The organism is Herbaspirillum lusitanum, from assembly GCF_026127345.1.
GTDB classification, from domain to species: domain Bacteria; phylum Pseudomonadota; class Gammaproteobacteria; order Burkholderiales; family Burkholderiaceae_D; genus Herbaspirillum; species Herbaspirillum lusitanum.
The window spans coordinates 1-14556 of the sequence record NZ_QXFG01000008.1 but is presented as its reverse complement, the minus strand read 5'-3'; the positions used below and the strand labels follow the sequence as shown (position 1 = coordinate 14556).

16 protein-coding genes are annotated in these 14556 nt (G+C 60.8%); 2 read left to right on the top strand and 14 right to left on the bottom strand.

From position 1 onward, the window contains the following. Positions 1–1401: an ATP-binding protein gene (locus DXT88_RS08520; RefSeq protein WP_407649328.1), complete on the top strand. Its 1401-nt coding sequence runs from the start codon at positions 1–3 to the stop codon at positions 1399–1401. Between the two features lie 28 nt (positions 1402–1429). On the opposite strand, the gene trpS is transcribed toward DXT88_RS08520, so the two are convergent. The 11 genes from trpS to rpsP all read right to left on the bottom strand — a co-directional run bounded on the left by trpS (position 1430) and on the right by rpsP (position 10180). After that, positions 1430–2497 (bottom strand): tryptophan--tRNA ligase, encoded by a 1068-nt coding sequence (gene trpS, locus DXT88_RS08515; RefSeq protein WP_265212679.1) that lies wholly within the window; start codon positions 2495–2497, stop codon positions 1430–1432. Positions 2498–2786: 289 nt separating this feature from the next. Next, positions 2787–3353: a glycine zipper family protein gene (locus DXT88_RS08510; RefSeq protein WP_265212677.1), complete on the bottom strand. Its 567-nt coding sequence runs from the start codon at positions 3351–3353 to the stop codon at positions 2787–2789. 58 nt (positions 3354–3411) lie between these two features. Beyond that, positions 3412–3744: a hypothetical protein gene (locus DXT88_RS08505; RefSeq protein ID WP_029363977.1), complete on the bottom strand. Its 333-nt coding sequence runs from the start codon at positions 3742–3744 to the stop codon at positions 3412–3414. Between the two features lie 244 nt (positions 3745–3988). Next, complete coding sequence (gene fumC, locus DXT88_RS08500) at positions 3989–5377, bottom strand: class II fumarate hydratase (protein ID WP_016836399.1); 1389 nt, start codon at positions 5375–5377, stop codon at positions 3989–3991. 158 nt (positions 5378–5535) lie between these two features. Further along, on the bottom strand, positions 5536–5880 hold the full coding sequence (locus DXT88_RS08495; protein ID WP_016836400.1) for a DUF3579 domain-containing protein: 345 nt from the start codon (positions 5878–5880) through the stop codon (positions 5536–5538). A 168-nt stretch (positions 5881–6048) separates the two neighbouring features. Beyond that, entirely contained in the window at positions 6049–7005 is a 957-nt protein-coding gene (locus DXT88_RS08490; RefSeq protein ID WP_016836401.1) for a CobD/CbiB family protein, read from the bottom strand. 259 nt (positions 7006–7264) lie between these two features. Beyond that, on the bottom strand, positions 7265–7930 hold the full coding sequence (locus DXT88_RS08485) for a CoA pyrophosphatase (protein WP_265212669.1): 666 nt from the start codon (positions 7928–7930) through the stop codon (positions 7265–7267). A gap of 70 nt (positions 7931–8000) precedes the next feature. Then, complete coding sequence (rplS, locus tag DXT88_RS08480; RefSeq protein ID WP_016836403.1) at positions 8001–8384, bottom strand: 50S ribosomal protein L19; 384 nt, start codon at positions 8382–8384, stop codon at positions 8001–8003. Between the two features lie 131 nt (positions 8385–8515). Further along, positions 8516–9265: a tRNA (guanosine(37)-N1)-methyltransferase TrmD gene (gene trmD / locus DXT88_RS08475; protein WP_016836404.1), complete on the bottom strand. Its 750-nt coding sequence runs from the start codon at positions 9263–9265 to the stop codon at positions 8516–8518. 38 nt (positions 9266–9303) lie between these two features. Beyond that, positions 9304–9831 (bottom strand): ribosome maturation factor RimM, encoded by a 528-nt coding sequence (rimM, locus tag DXT88_RS08470; protein ID WP_265212666.1) that lies wholly within the window; start codon positions 9829–9831, stop codon positions 9304–9306. 94 nt (positions 9832–9925) lie between these two features. Further along, positions 9926–10180, bottom strand: a complete 255-nt coding sequence (gene rpsP, locus DXT88_RS08465; RefSeq protein ID WP_040503873.1) for a 30S ribosomal protein S16 — start codon at positions 10178–10180, stop codon at positions 9926–9928. Between the two features lie 293 nt (positions 10181–10473). Here rpsP and DXT88_RS08460 point away from each other — a divergent pair, with 293 nt between their 5' ends. Next, entirely contained in the window at positions 10474–10890 is a 417-nt protein-coding gene (locus DXT88_RS08460; RefSeq protein ID WP_265212662.1) for an NINE protein, read from the top strand. A 60-nt stretch (positions 10891–10950) separates the two neighbouring features. Here DXT88_RS08460 and DXT88_RS08455 read toward each other — a convergent pair whose 3' ends face one another. The 3 genes from DXT88_RS08455 to DXT88_RS08445 all read right to left on the bottom strand — a co-directional run. Further along, on the bottom strand, positions 10951–12753 hold the full coding sequence (locus DXT88_RS08455) for an acyl-CoA dehydrogenase (protein ID WP_265212660.1): 1803 nt from the start codon (positions 12751–12753) through the stop codon (positions 10951–10953). Between the two features lie 144 nt (positions 12754–12897). Further along, entirely contained in the window at positions 12898–13839 is a 942-nt protein-coding gene (locus tag DXT88_RS08450) for an electron transfer flavoprotein subunit alpha/FixB family protein (RefSeq protein ID WP_265212659.1), read from the bottom strand. Between the two features lie 12 nt (positions 13840–13851). Continuing rightward, positions 13852–14556, bottom strand: a 705-nt coding sequence (locus DXT88_RS08445; protein WP_265211129.1) for an electron transfer flavoprotein subunit beta/FixA family protein, incomplete at its 5' end; no start/stop codon positions are given.

Genomic DNA, 14556 nt, shown 5'->3' with positions numbered 1-14556 from the left:
CTGCGCGAGTTCGTCGGCTCGATCGGCAACCGCGTCTTCCTGATCCTGCTGGCAGGCATCCTGGTGGCGACCGTCACGACCACCTGGCTGGCCTCCAACGAGCGTCGCAACACCATGCGCGAACTGCGCTACCAGCACGTCGCCGAGCGCGTCGAACAGGTGGTGCAGGCGCTCGATCCGCTTACGCCGCAGGCGCGCGACGTGGTCCTGCACGCGGCCGACAATTTCGGCTTCGAGGCGGGTTTCGTCAATGAAGTCGGCGACATGCAGAGCCCCAGCACCGGTCCGATGGCCGACATGCTGAAATCACGGCTGGGCGAAGACCGCCAGATCGTGGTCCAGCGCGAGACCGACTGCGCGCCGCGCCGGCCGCGCAATGCCCCGCCGGATGGCCATGACCGCGCCGAACGACCGCGGATGGAAACCTGCCGCGTCATCTATGTCAGCCTGCGCGACAAGGCGCTGCTGCGCCTGCGCCTGCACATGCCGGGCGACCCGCCGTCGCTGCGCAGCCGCGGCGGCGTGGGCCCTTCCGGCAGTCCGTACATCCTGCTGTTCCTGGTATTGATTGCGATGCTGGCGTACGTGGTGGCGCGCATGGCGGCGCGTCCGATCAAACATCTCGCCAGTGCCGCGACCGAACTCGGACGCGACATCGATCATCCTCCGCTGGCGGAAAAAGGCCCGACCGAAATCCGCCAGGCAGCCAAGGCCTTCAACGCCATGCAGACGCGCATCCGGCGCCAGATCCAGCATCGCACCCACATGCTGGCGGCAATCACGCATGATTTGCAGACGCCGCTGACGCGCCTGCGCCTGCGGCTGGAAAAAGTGGAAGACAAGGAATTGCAACAAAAGCTGGTGGATGACCTTGCCGTGATGCAAGACATGGTGCGCGAGGGACTGGATCTGGCGCGCAGCATGGATTCGTCGGAAGCGATGCAGCGGCTGGACATCGATTCTCTGCTCGACAGCGTGTGCGCCGACGCATCGGATGCCGGCCAGCAGGTTGAACTGCAAGGCCGCACGCGCGCCTTTGTGGTGGCCCAGCCCAACGCACTGCGGCGCTGCCTGACCAACCTGCTCGACAATGCCTTCAAATACGGCCAGCGCGCCGAGGTATCGATCGCGCTCGACGACCTGCTGCCCAACCGGGTGCTGATCCGCATCCGCGATCATGGCCCCGGTATTCCCGAGGGCCAGCTGGAAACGGTGTTCGAACCTTTTTACCGGCTTGAAACATCACGCTCGCGCGACACGGGCGGCACCGGCCTGGGGCTGACGATTGCACGCAATATCGCGGAAAATCACGGCGCCTTGCTGGACCTGCGCAATCATGCCAAAGGTGGACTGGAAGTCTTGCTGTCGTTGCCGTTGAAGCAAGCAAAACGGGCGCGTTGAGCGCCCGTCCGGATCCGTTGAAAGCGGCTTAGAAGTAATTCAGACCGAGCGCGCCACGCACTTCCGACACCGTCTGCGCAGCTGCTGCGCGCGCACGCTCGGTGCCGCGACGCAGGATCGCCAGCACTTCACCGCGCTCCTGCTGCCATTGTTCGCGGCGGGTGCGGATCGGCTCCAGCAATTCCTGCAAATGGCCTTCCAGGCGACGCTTGAGCACACTGTCGCCGAGACCGCCGCGGCGGTAGTGCTGCTTCAGCTCTTCCAGCGCCACACGGTCCGGCTCGAATGCATCGAGGAAGGCAAACACCACGTTGCCCTCGACCTGGCCCGGATCATCGACGCGCAAGTGGTTGGGGTCGGTGTACATGCGCTGCACCGCCTGCTTGATCTCGGCCGGCGAGGCGCCCAGCGCGATCGAGTTGCCCAGCGACTTGCTCATCTTGGCCTTGCCGTCGATGCCCGGCAGGCGTCCGGTTTCAGACAGCACTTCCTTGCACTCCACCAGCACGTCCTTGCCGACTACGTTGTTGAAACGGCGCACCAGTTCGTTGGTCTGCTCGATCATCGGCAACTGGTCGTTGCCGACCGGCACCAGCGTGGCCTTGAAGGCGCTGATGTCGGCGGCCTGGCTGACCGGATACGTCAGGAAGCCGGCCGGAATGTCGCGCTCGAAACCGCGCAGGCGGATCTCTTCCTTGATGGTCGGATTGCGTTCCAGACGCGACACGCTAACCAGATTGAGCAAGTGCATCGACAGCTCGTACAACTCCGTGACTTGCGACTGGATGAAGATGGTGGATTTTTCCGGATCGATGCCGACGGCGAGGTAGTCGAGCGCCACTTCAACGACGTTCTCGGTGACTTTCTGATGACGGCCGACGTTGTCGGTCATGGCCTGGGTGTCGGCCAGCAGCAGGAACTGGCTGGCCTCGTCCTGCAACTGCACGCGCGACACCAGCGAGCCGATGTAGTGGCCCAGATGCAAAGGGCCGGTCGGGCGGTCGCCGGTCAGGACGATGGGACGCGCGGCCGACGGCTTGTTGGAAACGGTAGAAGTTGCAGATGGTGCAGAGGCTGGCGAAACATTCAAGGACATGGTCACTCCGGTAATTTCGGAACGCTGCCAGTCTCGCCGCATAAAACAATGCCGCCCGGACCGGCGGCATCACATTGACAAAAGCTGTACTACTAAGCTGTGCAAAAGCGGGCCACCCGAATCAGGTGCGCCACCAATGCTGGAGTTGTAGTGAGGGATGAATTCTGTATTGCATCGGCGAAGTATAGCATCAAGCCTTGCTCATGATGCAGCGCAAAAGCCCTGCCCGACCCACTTTCCAGGAAAAAACCGCCTCGTTTGCAGGAGGCGGTTTGGGAGGATCAGGCCATCAGTACGCGCCCGGCGGCGGACCATAATATCCCGGCGGAGGACCGTAGTAACCGGGTGGCGGAGGCGGCGGTGCATAGTAGTAGCGGCGCGGATGATAGCTGTAGACCGTGGTGGCCTGCTGCTGCGTCTGGATCTGGTTACCCTTGCTGTACATGCATTGGCTATAGGTCATGTCGTAGCGTTGCTGCATCGAATAGTTGCCGCCCGCCGATGCATTGCTGCCGGCCGCGCTGCCGACCAGCAAGCCGCCGCCTGCGCCGATCGCAGCGCCTGCGCCGGCGTTACCCGAAGCGGCGCCGATCAGCGCGCCGGCGACAGCGCCGATCGCGGTGCCCGCCACGGCGCTGTTGGTGGCGTTGTTTTGCGTCGACTGCGCCTGGCCGCCGATGGCGTCCTGGGCATATTGCTGGCATTGCTGCTGTTCACTGCGGAATTGCTCGTACGACTTGCCGTTGCCCGGCATGGCCATCACGGAGGGGCCGGTCGGCACGCTGACGCAACCGCCCAACACCAGCAAGGCAGTTAAAGCGCCGAGCGTACCGGCTGTTTTATGAATTGGTTTCACGATGTAATCCTTGAAAAAGCTATCTGGAACTGGTCTGAAGCTTGTTGGCGACCGCACGTTACTGCGGCGGCGGCTGTCCGCCATTCGGACCGTTCGGCACAACCTTCATCCAGTTGCTCGGGCAACTCTGGACGTAGGGGTAATAGCCTTTGGATTCCTGGCAGTAGTACCAGTAGTTGCTCTGCGCCGGACCTTGCTCAATGTAGACCGGCGGCGCAGCGGGTTGGACGTACACCGGCGGCGGATAATAGACCGGGGCCGGATAGTAGGCCGGCGGCGGTATCCACAGGGGACCGCCGATGTACACACCGAAACGGGTGTGTGCGGAGCTTGCCCCGCTTGCCGCCATGCAACCAAGCGCAAGCAATCCCAATAAAGCTGCTTTTTTCATGTTCGCCTCGCGTATTTCGTGGAGACGGCACTCGCCATCCCGCTTCATTAAATATACGCAAAACGGCCAGGTTTCAACGGTTTTGTTTCAATTCGTAACCCTATTTAAGAAACCTGTACATGGCGCTACAAAGCCGGACACATGCGGGTTTCCGGGAATCGGAAACGAACACGCCGCTTGCAGGAAGCGGCGTGTCGGCAAAGCGGAAATTTTACTGAAAAACGGCCGTGGAAGTCGCTTGAAATTATTTCGGCCCGGTCATTTCCTCCGGCTTGATCCACAGCGCAAACTGCTCTTCGGTAACATAACCAAGCGCAAGTGCGGCCTGTTTCAAGGTGGTGCCGTCGTGATGCGCCTGTTTGGCGATCTTGGCGGCCTTGTCGTAGCCGATATGCGGCGCCAGCGCGGTCACCAGCATCAGCGAACGCTCCATCAGGTCGGCAATGCGATCACGGTTGGCTTCAATGCCCTGCGCGCAGTGGTCGTCGAAACTGTCCATGCCATCGGCCAGCAAGCGCACGCTTTGCAGGAAGTTGTGGACGATCACCGGCTTGAACACGTTCAGTTCGAAATTGCCGGAAGCGCCGCCGATGTTGATCGCGACGTCGTTGCCGAACACCTGCGCGCACAGCATGGTCAGCGCTTCGCATTGAGTCGGGTTGACCTTGCCCGGCATGATCGAGCTGCCCGGTTCGTTTTCGGGGATGGTGATCTCGCCGAGTCCGGAACGCGGACCGGAAGCCAGCCAGCGTACGTCGTTGGCGATCTTCATGAGCGCCGCCGCCAGTGTCTTCAAGGCGCCGTGCGCCGACACCAGCGCGTCATGGCTGGCCAGCGCGGCAAACTTGTTGGGTGCAGTCTTGAACGGGAAGCCGTAATGCTTCTCCAGCTCGGCGGCGACGCGCGTGCCGAACTCCGGATGCGCATTGAGGCCGGTGCCGACTGCGGTGCCGCCGGCCGCCAGTTCGCTGACGGCGTTGAGCGTGGCGATGATCGCCATTTCGGCATGCGTGAGTTGCGCGATGTAACCCGAGAATTCCTGGCCCAGCGTCAGCGGCGTGGCGTCCTGCAAATGAGTGCGGCCGATCTTGACGATGTCCCTGAACTCTTCCGACTTGCGTTCCAGCGTCGCACGCAGCTTGTGCAGCTTGGGCAACAGATGCGTCGCCACCGCCAGACTGGCGGCCACGTGCATCGCAGTCGGGAAGATATCGTTGGACGACTGGCTCTGGTTGACGTCGTCGTTGGGATGGATCTTGCGCTCTTCGCCGCGCACGCCGCCCAGCAGTTCCGACGCGCGATTGGCCAGCACCTCGTTCATGTTCATGTTGCTTTGCGTGCCGGAACCGGTCTGCCAGACCGACAGCGGGAATTCCAGCGGATGCTTGCCGGCGATCACTTCGTCGGCGGCGGCAACGATGCCTTCCGCCTTCTTGGCGTCGAGCTTGCCGAGGTCGCGGTTGACGCTTGCGCAGGCGCGCTTGACCGCCGCCAGCGCGACGATCAGTTCGGCCGGCATGCGTTCGGTGGAAATATGGAAATGGTGCAGCGAGCGCTGCGTTTGCGCGCCCCACAAACGATCGTCAGGCACCTCGATGGGGCCGAAGGTGTCTCGTTCGATTCGATGTTTCATGATGCTTCTTCTCCGCAGGAAATATGGTTCCGTGGAACCGCCACATCTCATACGGCTCTGGCGCACGCTGCAGGCTTGAGCGATAGGAGACGACTAGAACTCATTGCATCAGTATCCGCGAATTGCAGGCGGACGCTGATGCAATGCGTCCTGCAGCCCTAAGGCTTGCGAGAAGCTGGGTCCGGCAGCAGACAGGCGTCGATCACCTGCAGGTTGTTGTCTTTGGCGAAATTCAGGACGAAATGGTAAGCCAGCGGCTCAAGCGCGCGGAGCGCTTCGTTGACGACAACCGAGCGGACGCCGTTGATCATGGTCGGTAATACGTAGGGGGAATATTGCAGGTGAGCATTGCGGCCGCCCGAACCTTCGGGGCGGAAACAGGACATGACGCCGCACAGACGTTCGGCCCAGTCGCTGGGCCGGAACTGCTTCCCATCCTGGGTCAGACCCATGATGATGAATTCTTGTGCCGGCTCGTTGGTGGTATTGATGGGATCTGCCATGCGTGCAATTCGTTCTCTGGCGTTTGCCACATAAATGGCTTCCTGCCTCTTGGGAGGGAAGCCGACGAAACCCAAGTATTATATCTTATAGAAGACTTGAGATACACCCCTATCTGGACAACCAGCAGCGCCCGCAAATCTTGTCTTGCGGACAACCCTGCCTTGCCTTTATCCCATCCAGACCGCCACCGACAGCAGCAACAAGAGGAACATCCACAACAACATCGCGCGCCAGACCAGGCCGACCGTGCTTTGCAGCGTGCGCGGCGAAGGCTGGTCGCCGGGGAAGCCATCGGCTGCTTCGAGCGTCGAATCGACGGTCGCGGCATCGATCGGCAGCACGCCTGAAGCGGATTCCGCCGGTGTGCCGAAGCGCACGCCCATGGCGCCGCCGCCGGCCGACAGGATGATGCCGACGGCCTCGTCCTGCCAGCGGTCGGCAAAATTGCGCCAGGCGTAAATCGCGTCTTCGAAATTGCCGACCACCGCGAACGCCGCCGCCGTGAAGCGTGCCGGAATCCAGTCAATCCAGTAGAACGCACGCTCGGCGAAACGGCCGAAGACTTCCTGCTTCATGTGATCCGGCTCGTTCCAGGCGCGCGCCAGGTACTCCGACACGCGGTACATCACGGCCAACGCCGGGCCGACCGGCATCAGGAACCAGAAAAACACGCCAAATACGTGGCGATGCGTGGTGACCAGCGCTTTTTCGGCGGCGATGCGCGAAATTTCGCTGACGTCGAGGTCCGACGTGTCTTCCTTGGTCCATTCGGCCAGCAAGGCGCGCGCGGCGACGTCATCGCCGGTGTTGAGCGCCAGCTGGATCGAAGTGAAATAGTGGCTGTAGTGGCGGAAGCCCAGCGTCATGTAAACGATCAGCACGTTCCAGGCCAGTGCCGCCAGCGGGCTGATGCGCAGGCACACCCAGTAAATCAGGCCGGCCGGCACTGTCAGCGCGCCGACCATGACAAACCATCCCAGACGTCCATGATGCGCATGACCGGCGTTGAACCAGTTTTCAATCCGGGCCGCGAAGGACTTGATCCAGGCGTAAATCGGATTGTCCGCCCGCAGCGGCTTCAATTGTTCGATCAGGAGCGCAAAGAGTATGGAAAGAAATGTCATCAAGCCGCCTTTTGGTGAGTCTTGTTTGTGTGCTTATTGGTGTACTTATCTGAGTACTTATTGAAGTACTTATTGAAGTACTTATTGAAGTACTTGCTGAGGTACTTACGCCAAGCGAATATGAGTTCGCACAGAGCGCACGACCTTCGCGAAAACAGGTAAATGATACAACGGCAGCAAGTATCCCTGACGTTTTATGTTGTCCGCCGGAGATATTTCCCCTGTGAGCGAGGCCTTTCGGCCCTCCCCTGCTCCGCTCTCAGCTGCGCAGGAAATGGAACAGGTTGCGCAGCATGCCGGCGGTCGCGCCCCAGATGAAGAAGCGCTCGTAGGGCATGGTGTAGAAGGTGCGGCGACCGAGGTCGTTGGGCAATTCGATGGTGCGGCGCTGGTGGTTCATGCCGTCCATCAGGAAAGCCAACGGCACTTCGAAGATCTCGGCCACTTCACGCGGATCGGGCACCATGTTGAACGGTGGCCGGATCAGGCCGGCCACCGGTGTGACGCGATAGCCGGTGCCGGTGAAATACTCGGGCAGCGAACCGATCACCTCGACATGGCGTCGCGCCAGGCCGATTTCTTCTTCCGTTTCGCGCAGGGCGGTGTCGACCGGCGAGACGTCGCTCAACTCGGTGCGGCCGCCGGGAAAGCTGATCTGCCCGGCATGGTCCTTCAGATCGGCGGTGCGCTGGGTAAACAGCAACGTCGGCCCTTCCGCACGCAGCACGATAGGCATCAGCACTGCCGCCGGGCGCGGCGTACCAACCGACTGGCGCATCTGCTGCTCGACGTTGATTTCGGGCGTCCAGGGCCGCGTTTCGGTAAAGCGACGGCGCAGCCATTCCTCTTGCATGCGCTCGGCATCCAGCCCCGCCTCGCCGGCGACGGACTCTATCGGAAGATCGAGAGGATCAAAATTTGCCAAGGCTGCACCTTAAGGATTTAATACAAAAAGGGCGTCCGAAGACGCCCTTTTTTCAAGCAAATACCGAAGATTACGCTTCAGCCTTGGCAGTGCCACGGCGGTTAGGCAGCTTCTCTTTGATACGTGCCGACTTGCCGGAACGCTCACGCAGATAGTACAGCTTGGCGCGACGGACATCACCGCGACGCTTGACTTCGATCGACGCGATCAGCGGCGAGTACAACTGGAATGTACGCTCAACGCCTTCGCCCGACGAAATCTTGCGGACGATGAAGTTGGAGTTCAGACCACGGTTGCGACGCGAGATCACGACGCCTTCGTAAGCCTGGGCGCGCTTGCGCGTACCTTCGACCACGTTGACGCTGACGATGACGGTATCGCCTGGAGCGAACTCAGGGATGTTCTTTGCGAGACGCGCGATCTCTTCTTGCTCTAATTGCTGGATCAGATCCATTTTAATACTCCGAATGCCATCTTGCCGGCGCTCACTTCGTCGACTGAGTCGACCTGCCCGGTAGAGGATGGGGTTGAACAACGAGCGCCGCCTTCAGTTGTCTTCCGGCTTTGCCCGCACTTTTGCTGCTTTTACTGCAAACTGCTTAAAAACTTCTCATCGGCCTTGCTCAGCAAACCGTCCTGGCGCGCCCTGGCGATCAGGTCGGGACGCTTCTTGGCGGTCGCCTCAAGCGCCCGCTCGCGTCGCCACTTCACAATCTCTGCATGGTGGCCGCCCATCAACACCGGCGGCACCGCCACGCCTTCGTATTCTTCCGGACGCGTGTAATGCGGACAATCCAGCAGGCCGTTGACGAAACTGTCTTCAACCGCCGAACTGCCGTCGTTGAGCACGCCCGGCAATTGCCGGATCACGGCATCCATCAGCGCCATCGCCGGCAATTCACCGCCCGACAGCACGAAATCGCCGAGGCTGATTTCTTCGTCGACATGGCGGTCCAGCAAACGCTGGTCGATCGCCTCGTAGCGACCGCACAGCAGCACCACGCCAGTATCTTCAGCGAACTGCATGACGCGCTGATGCGTCAGCGGCTTGCCTTGCGGGGACAAATACACCACACGCGGTGCCGCCAGATTCAAATCAAGTTGCCGCTGCCTGGCCGCCTGCAGCGTCTGCTGCAACGGTTTGGCCAGCATCACCATGCCCGGCCCCCCGCCATAAGGCCGGTCGTCGACCGTGCGGTGATTGTCGGTGGTGAAATCCCGCGGATTCCATAGCGACAAGCCCCACTTCTTTTGCTCGAACGCACGCCGGGTTACACCGGACTGCGTCAATGCTGCAAACATTTCGGGGAAAAGCGTGACGACGTCAAATTGCATCCGGCGCCCTTTTTAATATTGCAAACCGCGCTGCCGGATCAATAATCCAGTCCCCAGTCGACCACGATTTTCTTGTCCGCCAGACTGACGGTCTTGACGAACTGGTCGACGTACGGAATCAGGATTTCTGCAGCAGCCTTGCTGTCGGCTTCAACTCCTGCCTCAGCCGGGACAGCAGGAACCGCGACACGCAGGATCGGGTGAGCCCCGTTATCCATCAGATCGCTGACCACGCCCAGGGACTCGCCCTGCATGTTTTCAACTGCCAGGCCGATCAGATCGACCCAGTAAAATTCTCCGTCGGATAAAGCAGGAAAGTGGCTGCGCGCAATCTGCACCACGGCGCCCTTGAGCGCTTCGGCGGCATCACGACCAGCCACTCCCATTAACCTCGCCACCACATCACCGCTGTGGGACTTGGCTTGCATCATCTCGACATCGCGCAATTCCGGCTTGTCCAGCCACCAGGTTCTTGCGCCCAGCAGAGCATCTGCATCCGCTGAATAAGGTTTGACCCGCACCCATCCCTGAATACCATAAGCACCTGAGATGTAACCTACCGTCAACAGATCCGGGGGAACTGCGACGCCTGATTGTGATGTGCGCGACAAACCTGCCTTACCAATACGCTTGCGAAATCAGAGCCGAATGCAACTGCAATTAAGCAGCGGCCTTCTTGCCTGCTTCGCTGACCAGACGGGCAACGGTTGGGGACAGCTGTGCGCCGACGCCTTCCCAGTGAGCCAGGCGGTCCTGAGCGATACGGAAGGATTCTTCCTTACCGGATGCAACCGGGTTGTAGAAACCCAGACGCTCGATGAAGCGTCCGTCGCGGCGATTGCGCGAATCAGTTGCAACGATGTTGAAGAATGGGCGCTTCTTGGCGCCTCCACGAGCTAAACGAATAACGACCATAATGGTTCCAAAAAGTGTTCGAACACGGAAAAGCTGGTGATTATAGCCGAAATACCGGCCACGCAGCAAGATGAATACGGGAAAGCAGCCCAAGCCGGGCGCGGAGCCGATCCGGCTCCATCCGACCTTCCCGCCTGATTTCGCCCTTTTCAGGGCAATGCGCCCCGAAACGGTCTTCGGGACGCCCTCTCCTGCGGCTATACTAGGCGCAGTTTTTTTACAACACTACAACGCGCTCCGGCGCGCAGTCCGGCCGATCCAGCGCCTTCTTTTGCCATCGAGAAATTAGCTTCATGACAATTCAGCACAAGAACAAGACTTTCACGACTTTCCTGGCGGCCGTTTTCGGCGGCATCGGCATCCATCGTTTTTATATGGTCGGACGCAAAGACCTGATCGGCTGGTTGCATCTGGCCACCCTGCCGGTGTCGGCGCTGCTGATCTGGACATTCAGCAACTCGCAGCCGCTGTTCATGGGCATGCTGTTTGCGCTGTCGATATTGTGCGGCTTCCTCGAAGCCCTCGTCATCGGACTGACACCGGACGAAAAATGGGATGCCGCCCGTAACCAGGGCTCCGGCAAGAAATCGGAATCGCACTGGGTTCTGGCGCTGATCCTGGTATTGACGCTGGGAGTCGGCGCCATGTCGGTGATCGCCCTGATGGCGCGCAGTTTCGACCTGCTCTTCACCGGCGGCGCTTACGGCTGACGCCGAGTATAAACCGCAGACCCGCGGTGCTTGCCGATCATCCCGGCAAGCACCTCCGCATCAGAATTGCTCTTCGGTCAACGCCAGCACGCCGGCGCTGCCTTCCACCACCGCCGCACGCAGCGACGACGCTTGCGTCAGCACATGATCTGCATAGAAACGCGCCGTCGCGATCTTGGCTTTGTAGAACTGTGCATCGCCGTCACCGGCTTTCAGCTTGTCGACAGACACCAGCGCGGCGCGCGCCATTTGCCAGCCTCCCAGCACCACGCCGGCCAGTTTCAGGTACGGCACGCTGCCTGAAAACACACCCTTGATGTCCGTCTTGATGTTGGCGACCACGTAGTTGACCACGTCGTCCAGCGCGAGCGTGCCGTCAACCAGGCGCTTGCGGATCGCCTGCAGGTCGTCGCTGTATTCGCCTGCAGCGGCAGCGGCGAGCGCCGCTTCAGTCTTGTGAATTTGCCCGATGATGCCCTTGGCGACTGCGCCGCCGTCACGCGAGGTCTTGCGACCGACCAGGTCGTTGGCCTGGATCGCCGTGGTGCCTTCGTAAATCGCCAGAATGCGCGCGTCGCGGTAATACTGTGCGGCGCCGGTTTCTTCGATGAAGCCCATGCCGCCGTGCACCTGCACGCCGGTCGAGGTGACGTCGATGGACAACTCGGTCGACCAGCCCTTGACGATGGGCACCAGGTATTCGTAGACGGCCTGGTTGGTCTTGCGCGTCGCCTCGTCGGCATGATGATGACCTGCATCCGATGCTGCAGCGGCGACGTATGCCAGCGCGCGCGACGCTTCCACCTGGGAGCGCATCGACATCAGCATGCGGCGCACGTCCGGCTGGTGGATGATGGTGACGGCGCCTGCAGAACCGACCAGGTCGCGCGACTGCACGCGGTCCTTGGCGTAAGCCACGGCTTTTTGATAGGCGCGTTCAGCAACGCTGATGCCCTGAACGCCGACTGCGAAACGCGCGGCGTTCATCATGATGAACATGTATTCAAGGCCACGATTTTCTTCGCCGACCAGCATGCCGACGGCACCGCCATGGTCGCCGAATTGCAGCACCGCAGTCGGGCTGGCCTTGATGCCGAGCTTGTGTTCGATGGAGACGCAATGCACGTCGTTACGCTCGCCCAGCGAACCGTCCGGCTTGACCAGGAATTTCGGCACGATGAACAGCGAAATGCCTTTCACGCCTTCCGGCGCATTCGGCGTGCGCGCCAGCACCAGGTGGACGATGTTCTCGGCCATGTCGTGATCGCCGTACGTGATGAAAATCTTGGTGCCCGACAATTTGAACGTACCGTCATCCTGCGGCACCGCGCGCGTACGCACCAGCGCCAGGTCGGAACCGGCTTGCGGCTCGGTCAGGTTCATCGTGCCGGTCCACTTGCCGGAGATGAAATTGGTCAGGTAAGTATTCTTTTGCTCCTCGGTGCCGGCCGTCATCAACGCTTCGATGGTGCCGTCGGTGAGCAGTGGACACAGCGCGAACGACAGGTTCGCGGAATTGAGCATTTCGATACAGGGCGTCGCCACCAGTTTCGGCAGACCCTGGCCGCCGAATTCAACCGGATGCTGCACGCCCTGCCAGCCGGCTTCGCCGAACTGCTTGAAGGCTTCCTTGAAGCCCTTGCTGGTCGTGACCTTGCCGTCGCTCCACGAGCTCGGCTCCTTGTCGGCGGAGTGGTTGAGCGGCGCCACCACTTCACTGCAGAATTTTGCATTCTCTTCCAGAATGGCTTCCACGGTTTCCGGCGTCGCGTCTTCGCAGTTGGGCAATGCGTTGACTTCCGACAATCCGGCCAGTTCGTTCATGACGAACAGCATATCCTTCAATGGTGCGACGTAGCTCATCTCCGACTCCTGATCCTGTGTACGCAATCTGTTGTTGCGCTGCTTTCGCATTCGTTTTTTACTGCTTGCTTACTGCTTACCGTACTGCCACTGCTGCTAAAAAATCGGCCCTGTCATGCGAGAGGGCCGATTTGGCATTGCTGATTAACCGAGCTGCTTGACCAGCTCAGGCACGATCTCGAACAAGTCGCCGACGATGCCGTAATCGGCCACCGAGAAGATCGGCGCTTCTTCATCCTTGTTGATCGCCACGATCACCTTGGAATCCTTCATGCCCGCCAGATGCTGGATCGCACCGGAGATGCCGACGGCGATATACAGCTGCGGCGCCACGATCTTGCCGGTCTGGCCCACTTGCCAGTCATTCGGCACGTAACCTGCATCAACAGCAGCGCGCGATGCGCCCATGGCGGCGTTGAGCTTGTCGGCCAGCGGTTCCAGGATCTTGAAGCTTTCCGACGAACCCATGCCGCGACCGCCGGAGACGATGATCTTGGCGGCGGTCAGTTCAGGGCGATCCGACTTCGCCACTTCGCGCGAGACGAAGCTGGACTTGCCGAAGTCGGCGACGGCCGTCAGCGATTCGACTGCGGCGCTGCCACCTGTTGCTGCTGCATCGAAGCCGGTCGTGCGTACCGTGATGACCTTGATGGCGTCGGTCGATTGCACGGTGGCGATCGCATTGCCGGCGTAGATCGGACGCTCGAACGTATCAGGGCTGTCGACCCTGGTGATTTCGGAAATCTGCGCCACGTCCAGCTTGGCGGCCACGCGCGGCAGGATGTTCTTACCGTAGGCGGTGGCCGGGGCCAGGATGTGAGTGTAGTCCCTGGCGATGGCCAGCGCTTGCTCGGCAACGTTCTCGGCGAGGCCGTCGGCGAATTGCGGCGCGTCGGCCAGCAGGACCTTTGTTACGCCAGTAATCTGGGCTGCGGCATCAGCAGCTGCTTTCGCGTTATGACCTGCCACGAGGACGTGGACGTCGCCGCCGGCCGCTTTTTGCGTTTGTACGGCGGCGGTGATGGTGTTCAGTGTGCTGCCTTTCAGGCTGGCATTATCGTGTTCTGCAATGACAAGTGCGGTCATGTTGTCTCTTCCTTAAATGACTTTGGCTTCGTTTCTGAGCTTGGCCACCAAGGTGGCGACGTCAGGCACCTTCACGCCTGCGCTGCGCTTGGCCGGCTCGGCGACCTTGAGCGTCTTGACGCGCGGGGCGACGTCCACGCCCAGGTCTTCCGGCTTGACGATGTCCAGGGTCTTCTTCTTGGCCTTCATGATATTGGGCAACGTGACGTAGCGCGGTTCGTTCAGGCGCAGGTCGGTGGTGACGATGGCGGGCAAGGTCAGCGACAGGGTTTCGAGGCCGCCGTCGACTTCGCGCGTCACGGAAACTTTGCCGTCTTCGACCACAACCTTGGAAGCAAAGGTCGCCTGCGGCCAGCCCAGCAGCGCCGCCAGCATCTGGCCGGTCTGGTTGGAATCGTCGTCGATGGCTTGCTTGCCGAGGATGATCAGTTGCGGTTGCTCCTTGTCTGCCAGCGCCTTGAGCAGCTTGGCCACGGCCAGCGGTTGCAGGTCGAGGTCGGCCGGTGTTTCCACCAGGATGCCGCGGTCGGCGCCGATGGCCATCGCAGTGCGCAGGGTTTCCTGGCATTGCGTCACGCCGCAGGAGACGGCGATGACTTCGGTGACCTTGCCGGCCTCCTTCAGACGCGTGGCTTCTTCCACTGCAATCTCGTCGAAGGGGTTCATCGACATCTTGACGTTGGCGATGTCCACACCGCTACCGTCGGATTTGACGCG

What these genes read in the sequence shown, in the direction of transcription:
- trpS (WP_265212679.1), bottom strand. Translation starts at nt 2,497, where the DNA reads ATGTCCTTGAATGTTTCGCCAGCCTCTGCACCATCTGCAACTTCTACC.
- DXT88_RS08505 (WP_029363977.1), bottom strand. Translation starts at nt 3,744, where the DNA reads ATGAAAAAAGCAGCTTTATTGGGATTGCTTGCGCTTGGTTGCATGGCG.
- fumC (WP_016836399.1), bottom strand. Translation starts at nt 5,377, where the DNA reads ATGAAACATCGAATCGAACGAGACACCTTCGGCCCCATCGAGGTGCCT.
- DXT88_RS08495 (WP_016836400.1), bottom strand. Translation starts at nt 5,880, where the DNA reads ATGGCAGATCCCATCAATACCACCAACGAGCCGGCACAAGAATTCATC.
- DXT88_RS08490 (WP_016836401.1), bottom strand. Translation starts at nt 7,005, where the DNA reads ATGACATTTCTTTCCATACTCTTTGCGCTCCTGATCGAACAATTGAAG.
- rplS (WP_016836403.1), bottom strand. Translation starts at nt 8,384, where the DNA reads ATGGATCTGATCCAGCAATTAGAGCAAGAAGAGATCGCGCGTCTCGCA.
- trmD (WP_016836404.1), bottom strand. Translation starts at nt 9,265, where the DNA reads ATGCAATTTGACGTCGTCACGCTTTTCCCCGAAATGTTTGCAGCATTG.
- rpsP (WP_040503873.1), bottom strand. Translation starts at nt 10,180, where the DNA reads ATGGTCGTTATTCGTTTAGCTCGTGGAGGCGCCAAGAAGCGCCCATTC.
- DXT88_RS08460 (WP_265212662.1), top strand. Translation starts at nt 10,474, where the DNA reads ATGACAATTCAGCACAAGAACAAGACTTTCACGACTTTCCTGGCGGCC.
- DXT88_RS08455 (WP_265212660.1), bottom strand. Translation starts at nt 12,753, where the DNA reads ATGAGCTACGTCGCACCATTGAAGGATATGCTGTTCGTCATGAACGAA.
- DXT88_RS08450 (WP_265212659.1), bottom strand. Translation starts at nt 13,839, where the DNA reads ATGACCGCACTTGTCATTGCAGAACACGATAATGCCAGCCTGAAAGGC.